Here is a 10,092-nt window from a genome sequence, read left to right as displayed (position 1 = left end):
AGCCCCCATATTTGCCGCCGACTTCCTTCAGATTCGCAGTCACCCACGACACCCTTGTCTTAAGCTAACACTTCCTACTGCAAGGCGTGTTCGGGACTTGAACCCTATAGTCGATTGCCATGCCCGGCGCACCACAAAAAAAAAGCCTGCATAAAGCAAGCTTTTTCTAAAAAATATCGTATAAATTAATGAATGCCCATAAACAACCTGCTCCATCTTATTTTATGTAAGAAAGATGCAGTACTATCCCAGCTCATCCAAACAAATAAAGCTTTACCTACAATATGGTCTTCGGGTACAAAACCCCAATAACGCGAATCAGCCGAATTGTGGCGGTTATCACCCATCATCCAATAGTAGTCCATTTTAAAAGTATAAGTAGTGGCTACTTTATCATTAATATACCAAATACCTGCTTTTTGCTCTACTTTATTTCCTTCATAAGTTCTAATAGCCCTGTAATACAGCGGCATGGTATTGCTATCGATTTTAACGGTCCATCCTTTTGAAGGGATTTTAATCGGCCCGAAGTTATCTCTGTTCCAAACCCTGTTTGGATCGTTCGGAAAAACACCTCCCGGAACAGCTCCTGCAGGATCTGGACTTAATGTAACTGATTTCACAAAATCAAATGCTTTTAATTTATCGGCAATTTCTGGCGATGCATCTACAACGTATGTCTTATCTGCAAGAGCGGGTGTTCCACCTAAATTAAGTTTAAACTCATCAAGCGCCGCATAATTAAAATCCATGGTTTTAAACTCGATGCGATATGGCATCATACCCGTGTTTTTTAAAGGCTCATTTTTGCCATTTACATTGGCAATACCATTGCTCATCGAAATTACATCTCCCGGAATACCTATACATCTTTTTATAAAGTTCTCCCGTTTATCTACCGGACGGTCTATTATCGTAAATGTGCTTCTAACCTGCTGCCGGCCCATGCTGCGTTCTAATGCATAATAACTTTCTGCCTGGTTTTCTACGGCTACAGTGTCTCCTTCAGGAAAGTTGAATACCACTACATCGTTTCTCTTAATTTTAGATAAACCCGGTAAACGATGATATTTCCACTGTACACCATCCCAATAAGCTTTTGTAGAAGTGGTTAAAGGCATAGTATGGTGAGCAAAGGGAAAAGCAACCGGAGTCATCGGGATACGTGCACCGTAATTAACTTTACTCACAAAAAGGAAATCGCCAATAAGCAAAGATCTTTCCATCGAACCAGATGGAATGGTGTAAGCCTCAATAAAAAATACGCGGATGATGGTTGCTGCTACTACCGCAAAAATAATTGCATCAGCCCATTCGCGATTTTTAGATTTCACATATTTATGTTGTTGCTTAAACTCTTCGGTTACAGATTCGCCTAAATACTTTACATTTTTATCAAATCCCCACAATGGCAAAACAACAAATGATAGAATAACTGTTGCAGCATGCTCCCAAAATTTGAACTTACCAAAACACTTTACAAAATCTATAGTTACACCAATGGCTACGAAAAAGTTAACAACTGGAATGAATAATAGAATAACCCACCAAGCTGGCCTTCCTGTTATCTTTAACATCACCCAAAAACTATAAATTGGTACTAATGCTTCCCAACCAGGCTTACCAGCCTTTTCGAAAAGTTTCCAAAGGCCTATATATTGTAAAATTACTACCGGAGCTAAAAAAATTAATACCCCAAAAAGATGTGCTAATTCCATTTATTTAAATGTATATGTTTAGTGCTATTCAAAAATATCAGTAATGCTGAAAAATCCTTTTTTATCTTTCAACCATTCTGCCGCCACAACTGCACCTAAAGCAAAACCGGCTCTATTATGGGCAGTATGTTTAATTTCTATTTCATCTACCTCACTACTGTAAATTACAGTATGTGTACCTGGAATATTTTCTATTCTATGCGATTCTATCAGCAATTGCTCTGCTTTCGGAAACAATTCAACATCAGTCCCAACCACTTCGTTTAACCACTCTTGCTTTCTGTCCAGGTTATCTACAATCCCTTCTGCAAGGGTAATGGCCGTACCACTTGGCGCATCTAGTTTTTGGGTATGATGAATTTCTTCAACCTGAACCTCATATGCAGGATAGTTATTCATCAGCTTGGCTAAAGTTTGATTAAGCTTAAAGAATAAATTTACGCCAATACTAAAGTTAGACCCATAAAGCAGGGTATTGTTACTGCTGTTGCAATCGTCTTTTACTTCCTGGAGTTTGCCATACCAGCCGGTTGTACCTACAACTATAGGCACATTGGCATCAAAGCAGGCATCAATATTTTTTAAAACCGAATCAGGCGTACTAAAATCGATGGCTACATCAGCCGATTTTAAATTTTGTCTGGTTAAATCTTCGTGGTTATCGATCGTTATTTTTAAAACAATTTCGTGGCCACGTTCTACTGCAAATTTTTCGATAATCTGCCCCATTTTACCATACCCTAAAAGCGCAAGTTTCATCTGTTTATAGTTTAGTTTTAATTGTGATGAAGCTATCAGATTTTTCATCAATGTAGATGTTTTAATGGTGTTCAAGAAGGCTTGAGCCATTTATTCATCCCAAAATTGGTTTGAAAAATCATGATGGTTTCATCTGTTTATATTTATTTTCAGTTTTTTATTCTTGTTATACCTAACCTTTAGCAGCGGATAAACAATTATGATTTCAAATGTAATACCTATATTGAGTATCATGATGGTTTTCTGTATTAAAATCTTAATGATAATTTTAATGCAGGCGTTGCATTGAAACCATACATCGAATTGGTATTAATCATCGATGGCATTACCTTAAAAGAAAGGTTATCATCAATATTGAAGAAATGCAAACGGGCTGCAACATAGGCATCTACTATATTGGCGAAATAAACCAAACCGTAAGAGAACAATACAATCTGTTTGTTCCTTCTATAGGTGTCTTTACGCTGGGTTATGCCTGTAGTAGAATAACGGCTACCAAAAGGGCCGTTAGGAACAGGCTGATCACCATGCGAATCGCGGTACTGTAATTCTGTTAATGCCAAATCATACTGTTTGCTACTTTCGATGTAAGACATGGTAAGCACGGTTATACCACCATAAATAGCTGCAATTTTACCTCCTGTATATAGCTTTTGAAAAAACTGGCTTTTTCCAGCTCTTGTACCATAACCGTCGTTAAGCAATTGCATATTATACAATTGCCCCCACCCAGGTATAATCATCGATCTGAAAACAGCTTTTCTACCGGCAACCTTACCCGGATTAACATACTTGGCTTTCATCGAATCCTTTCTGGTCATCGTTTTTTTAGCCGCAGTATCTAACGATTTAGACAATTTAATTTTCGAAGTATCAGCAGGTTTTAATACCGTATTCTTAACCTGCGCCGAGGCTAAGTTTACAAGAAAAAATGTAAATGCAGCAACCAGTATTAAAAGCTTAGTCTTTTGCATTACCAGTCTAATAACTCTAAAATTCGGTTTAAGTCGTCATCACTCATAAAAGGTATTTCTATCGCCCCCTTACCGTTCTGACTTACTTTTAACTTTACTCGGGTAGCAAATTTAGAGGCCAGATCGTCCTGTAATTTTTGATATTGAAAAGAAACAGCTTTTTCTTTCGATTTTTCGCTGCCTTTTAAAGGTACATGCTGCAAATTACGTACAAGCTCTTCTACCTTGCGTACCGATAATCCTTTTTCTAGAATTTCCTGGTGGATAAACAATTGTTTGTCAACACCATCAACATTAATTAAGGCTCTTGCATGCCCCATGCTAATTTTCTGATCGCGGATAGAAGCCTGAATAGCTGGCGGAAGTTTTAACAAACGCAGGTAATTGGTAACCGTTGTACGGTTTTTACCTACGCGTTCGCCTAATTGCTCTTGTTTTAAGCCTACCTCGTCAATCATCCGCTGGAAACTCAATGCCACTTCAATAGCATTTAAATTTTCGCGTTGAATATTTTCGATCAAGGCCATTTCCAACATCTGTTGGTCGTTGGCACTGCGGATGTAAGCAGGAATCTGTGTTAAACCAGCTAGTTTCGAAGCCCTGAACCTACGCTCACCAGAAATGAGCTGGTATTTGTTTGCGCCAAGTTTTCTAACTGTAATTGGTTGTATTAAACCTTGTATCTTAATCGAATCGGCAAGCTCGTTTAAAGCTACCTGGTCAAATTCGGTACGTGGCTGGTATGGATTGGTTTCAACTTCAGTTAAACTTACGTGACTGATATTGCCAATCTGCTCGGTTTCGCTTACAGCATTTACCTGCTGTTTCGGCGGATGAGAAGATTCGCTATCATCTAAAAGCGCACTTAACCCTCTTCCTAAACCTGTTTTTCGCTGAAAAGATGTCATCTATAATTTATAAAGTTGCTGTTCCTATGTTTTCTTCTTCCTTTAAAAGGCCGTTTTTCTTTACAATTTCGCGCGCAAGATTAAGGTAGTTAATGGCGCCTTTGCAGTTGGCATCGTGCATAATTACCGAAACGCCATAACTAGGTGCTTCACTTAAACGTGTATTACGCTGAATAATGGTATCGAAAACCAGTTCGTGGAAATGCGTTTTCACCTCTTCTACCACCTGGTTCGATAAACGTAAACGTACATCGTACATGGTAAGTAAGATACCTTCAATTTCCAGATCAGGGTTTAAACGGTTCTGAACAATTTTTATCGTATTTAATAACTTACCCAAACCTTCTAGCGCGAAATACTCACACTGAACAGGAATAATAACCGAATCGGCCGCTGTTAAAGCATTGATGGTGATTAAACCTAAAGATGGTGAACAATCGATGATAATAAAATCATACTGATCTTTGATTTTCTCTAAAACCGCTTTCATTTTGTACTCGCGGTTGTTCAGGTTAATCATCTCGATTTCTGCACCAACCAGATCGATGTGGGCGGGCAGTAAGTCTAAATTTGGTGTATCCGTTTTTTGGATGGCCTGTAAAGGATCGATATCATTAATGATACACTCATAAATACTATCTTTAATATTCCGGGGATCGAAACCGATACCTGAAGTCGAATTTGCCTGAGGATCAGCATCAACCAGTAAAGTTTTGTATTCTAATACGGCCAAACTCGCAGCCAGGTTTATAGATGAAGTTGTTTTACCAACACCACCTTTTTGATTTGCTAATGCAATAATTTTGCTCATCTATGTATCCGAAATTTACTTAACGTTTATTTGGGCTGTGTTATTTATGCGTTTTAATTGGCAAAAAGTTCTATTTTTGCGTTGTTTACGGCCTTTTTCACAATCAGCTAAGATACAAACTATATGGCAATTTTAGCAAGAAGCGTGTTTGGGTTTTACACATCTTATTAACAATTATCCATGATCACAATTATAGCCGCTACCAACAGGCCCAATAGCAATACGCTAAAAGTTGCTAAATATTACCAAAGGCAACTAAAAGAAAAAGGAACGGATACCAGTTTGTTCAGCCTGGAGCACCTGCCTATAGATGTTTTGAATACGGATATGTATGGCAAACGATCGGAAGCTTTTCAAGAAATCCAGAACATGATCAATAACACCGAAAAGTTTTTATTTATCATGCCAGAGTACAATGGAAGCTACCCAGGGGTACTAAAGGTGTTAATAGATGCCTGTAATTTTCCAGATAGCTTTTATGATAAAAAGGCCGCTTTAGTCGGAATTTCTTCTGGTAAATATGGCAATATCCGCGGTGTAGATCATTTCACTGGCGTTTGCCATTACATCCACCTCCACATTTTGCCTTTACGCCTGCACATTCCGAATATTAAAACCGAGTTAGATGCCGAAGGTAATTTCAATCATCCGGATACCATCAAGTTTACCAACGAGCAGATAGATAAGTTTATCAAATTCTAATCGTCGTTCATTTTTTCGACGCCCTGCAACCCTAAATCTTATTACCGGCCATGCCACCTAAACCCGATGGGAAGCGGCACGCAGTAAGCTGACAGCGGGATTGCACTAGCCTAAATGTTACCAAACCTGCTTTCCAAAAAAATAAAGCGCTATTCTTCTTTTGGAAAGCCCAGCCTGCATTTCATAGGAGCGTCAGTCCTGCTTTTCATTCCAAGTCCGCACTCGTACCTCGCTTACGGGCTTTCCATTGCAATCAGGTTTAGGAAACAAAAGACAACGCCATAACCTTAAAAATCGTTCAGTCTAAATTAAATTTTCATTTTCAACACCCTGCAACCCTAAATCTTATTACCGGCCATGCCACCTAAACCCCGATGGGAAGCGGCACGCAGTAAAGCGTAGCGGGACTGCACCAGCCTAAATAGTACCAAACCTGCTTTCCAAAAAAATAAAGCGCTATTCTTCTTTTGGAAAGCCCAGCCTGCATTTCATAGGAGCGTCAGTCCTGCTTTTCATTCCAAGTCCGCACTCGTACCTCGCTTACGGGCTTTCCATTGCAATCAGGTTTAGGAACGTAAAACAGCGCATTAAACCTTCAGAAGCAATGGTTCAAAATGATAAAAACCCTTCCAAAATGAAAAGGTTTTTTGCTTAAAATAATTTCAAAAACATCATAAAAGACTAAAAAACAACAACTTAAACAATAGTCCAATCTACTGGCATAGCTATTGACTACAGGCTAAACAGATGCTATTTATTTAACCTTTGTTATGTAATTTAGTTAATCAGGAAACAGATTTAAATTATAACCTATTTTTACACAAAAAAGAGAAAAATTGCTTTACGTTAGTAGCAAAAACCTCTTCGCCCTTTGCGGTTAAACAAAAAAGTCATGAAACCATCAATGATTTACAAAACTTCACAATAAATAAGTAAATCATGATAGCTTCATCACCATTAAAAAAATAAAAACAAATGAAAATAAAAACCAAGCTCCGCCTCGGATTCGGCTTTCTCTTTATACTTGTTTTATCCTTCGGATTAATCGCGCTCTTTTTCTTAAACGAGCTTTCCGATAAATCGAAGGTAATCCTTAAAGACAACTACAAATCGTTGAAATATGTTGCTGCTATGCGCAATGTAATCGATCAGAACCAATTTCCATTAAGCAGTACTCAACTGGCTGTATTTAGGGAAAACTTAAAAAATGAAGGGTTAAACATTACCGAACCCGGCGAAAAAGTGGCTTTCCAGAAATTAGAAATAGCTTTCAACGTACTGAACAACTCACAAATATCAGCCAATAAAGAAAATAGCATTAAAAATTTGCGCGTTACGCTGCAAAATATTGAAGAGCTAAATATGAAGGCCATTTACGATAAAAATGAATTGGCTAACGAAACCTCATCGAGGGCAAACCTCTACATCATGATTGCCGCTACCCTGAGTTTTATTATCCTCTTTACGTTCATTGTAAACTTTCCAGGTTTTGTGGCCAACCCTCTTGCCGAATTTAGTGCAGCGATAAAGCAGATCAGTCGTAAAAATTATAAACAGCGCCTGCATTTCGAAAACGAAGATGAGTTTACAGAACTGGCAGATTCCTTTAACGGAATGGTGGTTAAACTAAACGAATGGGAAAACAGCAACTTATCTAAAATTAAGTCCGAAAAATCACGTATTGAAGCCATTATTGCCCAAATGCAGGATGCCATAATCGGCCTAAATGAAAAAGGTGAAGTACTCTTTCTAAATCATCTGGCTGCAAAACTGATGAGTCTTGATGAAGATAAGGTTATTGGCCAAAACGTGTCCGATCTGATGCAAAAGAACGAGCTGCTTAAACGGATTATTAAACCCGAAACCAATGATAATACCCTAAAAATTTATGCTGATGATAAAGAATCTTATTTCCTGTTGGAAAACCGCGAAATCATCATCCCAAATTATGAAGAGCAGGATGAAAACACTTTAATTGCCTCTTCTAAATCTGCAGGAAGCGTTTATACGCTAAAAAATATTACACAGTTTAAAGAGCTCGATGAAGCCAAAACAAATTTTATCGCTACGGTCTCGCACGAGTTAAAAACACCACTATCATCTATCAAAATGAGCTTGAAATTGCTGAACGATGAGCGTGTGGGTACCATGAACGAAGAACAGCATGAGCTGCTCAACCACATCAAAGAAGATAGCGACAGATTGCTAAAAATTACCAGCGAACTTTTAGATCTTTCGCAAGTAGAAACCGGTAATTTAAAACTCACTTTTGCCATAACCAAACCTGAAGAAATTGTAAGTTATGCCGTTGATGCCGTTAAATTTCAGGCTGAACAAAAATCAATTCAATTGGTACTTAACTGCAGTCAGGACTTGCCGGATGTGAATGCCGATATCCAGAAAACAGCATGGGTACTGGTTAACTTTTTATCTAATGCATTGCGATACAGTTCAGAAAAATCGAAGGTAATCATCGATGTTTTCCAAAAAGACAAGTTTATCGAATTCTCTGTGCGCGATTTTGGAAAAGGCATTGACGAAAAATACCAGAAAAGATTATTCGACAGGTATTTCCAGGTACCAACCGATGGACAGAATAAATCGGGCTCTGGCTTAGGCCTCGCCATTTCTAAAGATTTTATTGAAGCCGAAAACGGAAAAATATGGGTGCTAAGCGCCGTTGGCGAAGGCAGTAAGTTTTGTTTCAGCTTGCCCGTTGTAGAATAGATTTCGCTTTTTTTTTTTACCACAGAGGATACCGATTTTTGAACTGAGGTACACAGCGTGTAAAATAGATACAATAGCTATGCACTTAACTCGGTATGCTCCGTGGCCTACCCTCTGGTTTCTCTGTGGTTAAACTGAAGATGATTGTGCCACCAAACGCTCAGCGCCTTACGCTTACACTATATACGGCTCCATCTCTTTATCGATGCTTTTACGCAATTCCATTAATTTAATGGCGTAACCATGCATGGCGATTTCTTTTTCGGTTTTGGGTTTAAAGGCTGGGATTCCTTTTGGCTGCCCATCGTCGTCTACTGCAACAAAAACAATAATACAGTGTGTATTCTTAACAAAATCGGTCTGCCCTACTGGTTTCGAAAAAGCATCAACGGCAATATGCATACTGGTTTTACCCGTGTAAATAATGCGTGCTTCCATTTTTACCAAGTGCCCGATATGAACAGGATGAAAAAAACGGATTCCCCCAACATAAACTGTTACGCAATAAGTTTGGCTCCATTGTAAAGCACAGGCAAAAGCAGCCTGATCGATCCATTTCATCATCATCCCACCATGTACCTTACCTCCATAATTAACATCAGAGGGTTCGCTTAAAAATTGAAGTTCGATATGGTTTTTGGTTCTGGGCATAGTAATATTTTGTTAAGAATTGCTTGGTTTTAATATCTTTGCTAAGATATTATAAAATAAGATATTTTCCTGCAGTCAGCTGTTATGATCTGTTAAGATGACATGGCATATTAATTGTCAAACACAAAAAATAGTCCCGCAGATTTAAGATGATTAACGCAAATTGATTGTTTTTCTGCGGCTGTCAGTGAGATCTGCGGAAAGAACTCTCTTAGCGGCCGTCATCCTGAGTTCATCTCAGGATCTAACTCGCGTGATGGATATAATCGTGCTGTCAGATGTTACCATCTGACTCCACAAAATATTAACCACAGATAAAAAGGATAAACACAGATAGATATCTTTGATCCGTGTTTATCTGTGTACACCCGTGGCAAAAAAACAACAAAAAAGTCGTAGCGAGAGGCTGCGACTAGCCGAAAAAGTGTCAGTTGGCAACAACTGACACCACATCAATTTCTAAACTCCACAAAATATTTAACCACAGATAAAAAGGATAAACACAGATAGATATCTTTGATCCGTGTTTATCTATGTACATCCGTGGCAAAAAACAATAAAAAAGTCGTAGCGAGAGGCTACGACTAGCCGAAAAAGTGTCAGTTGGCAACAACTGACACCACATCAATTTCTAAACTCCACAAAATATTTAACCACAGATAAAAAGGATAAACACAGATAGATATCTTTGATCCGTGTTTATCTATGTACACCCGTGGCAAAAAAACAACAAAAAAGTCGTAGCGAGAGGCTGCGACTAGCCGAAAAAGTGTCAGTTGGCAACAACTGACACCACATCAATTTCTAAACTCCACAAAATATTTAACCACAGATAAAAAGGA

The 10,092-nt window shown here is 38.4% G+C and carries 8 protein-coding genes; 2 read left to right on the top strand and 6 right to left on the bottom strand.

Going from position 1 to position 10,092, the window contains the following annotated elements; translation table 11 throughout:
- Positions 1-185 precede the first annotated feature (185 nt).
- From lepB to AW17_RS21820, 5 genes are all read right to left on the bottom strand, one after another.
- The gene (lepB, locus tag AW17_RS21840; protein WP_029280122.1) at positions 186-1,718 is read right to left on the bottom strand and encodes a signal peptidase I; all 1,533 of its coding nucleotides are present in this window, start codon (positions 1,716-1,718) and stop codon (positions 186-188) included.
- Positions 1,719-1,742: 24 nt separating this feature from the next.
- On the bottom strand, positions 1,743-2,477 hold the full coding sequence (gene dapB, locus AW17_RS21835; protein WP_029280120.1) for a 4-hydroxy-tetrahydrodipicolinate reductase: 735 nt from the start codon (positions 2,475-2,477) through the stop codon (positions 1,743-1,745).
- Between the two features lie 248 nt (positions 2,478-2,725).
- The gene (locus AW17_RS21830) at positions 2,726-3,451 is read right to left on the bottom strand and encodes a DUF5683 domain-containing protein (RefSeq protein ID WP_029280118.1); all 726 of its coding nucleotides are present in this window, start codon (positions 3,449-3,451) and stop codon (positions 2,726-2,728) included.
- Positions 3,451-4,359 carry a ParB/RepB/Spo0J family partition protein gene (locus AW17_RS21825; protein WP_029280116.1) on the bottom strand — a complete coding sequence of 303 codons (909 nt, stop codon included), beginning with the start codon at positions 4,357-4,359 and terminating at the stop codon, positions 3,451-3,453. Before AW17_RS21825 ends, AW17_RS21830 begins: the two co-directional genes overlap by 1 nt.
- Positions 4,360-4,366: 7 nt before the next feature.
- Positions 4,367-5,170, bottom strand: a complete 804-nt coding sequence (locus AW17_RS21820) for a ParA family protein (protein ID WP_029280114.1) — start codon at positions 5,168-5,170, stop codon at positions 4,367-4,369.
- A 180-nt stretch (positions 5,171-5,350) separates the two neighbouring features.
- Here AW17_RS21820 and AW17_RS21815 point away from each other — a divergent pair, with 180 nt between their 5' ends.
- Both AW17_RS21815 and AW17_RS21810 read left to right on the top strand, forming a co-directional pair.
- On the top strand, positions 5,351-5,872 hold the full coding sequence (locus AW17_RS21815; protein ID WP_029280112.1) for an NADPH-dependent FMN reductase: 522 nt from the start codon (positions 5,351-5,353) through the stop codon (positions 5,870-5,872).
- Between the two features lie 975 nt (positions 5,873-6,847).
- Positions 6,848-8,599: an ATP-binding protein gene (locus AW17_RS21810; protein WP_029280110.1), complete on the top strand. Its 1,752-nt coding sequence runs from the start codon at positions 6,848-6,850 to the stop codon at positions 8,597-8,599.
- A gap of 174 nt (positions 8,600-8,773) precedes the next feature.
- Here AW17_RS21810 and AW17_RS21805 read toward each other — a convergent pair whose 3' ends face one another.
- Positions 8,774-9,250 (bottom strand): acyl-CoA thioesterase, encoded by a 477-nt coding sequence (locus tag AW17_RS21805; RefSeq protein ID WP_029280108.1) that lies wholly within the window; start codon positions 9,248-9,250, stop codon positions 8,774-8,776.
- Positions 9,251-10,092: the final 842 nt, after the last annotated feature.

The sequence above is a fragment of the Pedobacter borealis DSM 19626 genome, assembly GCF_000708285.2.
GTDB classification, from domain to species: domain Bacteria; phylum Bacteroidota; class Bacteroidia; order Sphingobacteriales; family Sphingobacteriaceae; genus Pedobacter; species Pedobacter borealis.
The sequence above is the reverse complement of the archived record's forward strand: the minus strand, read 5'-3'. Positions and strand labels throughout refer to the sequence as shown.

What these genes read in the sequence shown, in the direction of transcription:
- lepB (WP_029280122.1), bottom strand. Translation starts at nt 1,718, where the DNA reads ATGGAATTAGCACATCTTTTTGGGGTATTAATTTTTTTAGCTCCGGTA.
- dapB (WP_029280120.1), bottom strand. Translation starts at nt 2,477, where the DNA reads ATGAAACTTGCGCTTTTAGGGTATGGTAAAATGGGGCAGATTATCGAA.
- AW17_RS21830 (WP_029280118.1), bottom strand. Translation starts at nt 3,451, where the DNA reads ATGCAAAAGACTAAGCTTTTAATACTGGTTGCTGCATTTACATTTTTT.
- AW17_RS21825 (WP_029280116.1), bottom strand. Translation starts at nt 4,359, where the DNA reads ATGACATCTTTTCAGCGAAAAACAGGTTTAGGAAGAGGGTTAAGTGCG.
- AW17_RS21820 (WP_029280114.1), bottom strand. Translation starts at nt 5,170, where the DNA reads ATGAGCAAAATTATTGCATTAGCAAATCAAAAAGGTGGTGTTGGTAAA.
- AW17_RS21815 (WP_029280112.1), top strand. Translation starts at nt 5,351, where the DNA reads ATGATCACAATTATAGCCGCTACCAACAGGCCCAATAGCAATACGCTA.
- AW17_RS21810 (WP_029280110.1), top strand. Translation starts at nt 6,848, where the DNA reads ATGAAAATAAAAACCAAGCTCCGCCTCGGATTCGGCTTTCTCTTTATA.
- AW17_RS21805 (WP_029280108.1), bottom strand. Translation starts at nt 9,250, where the DNA reads ATGCCCAGAACCAAAAACCATATCGAACTTCAATTTTTAAGCGAACCC.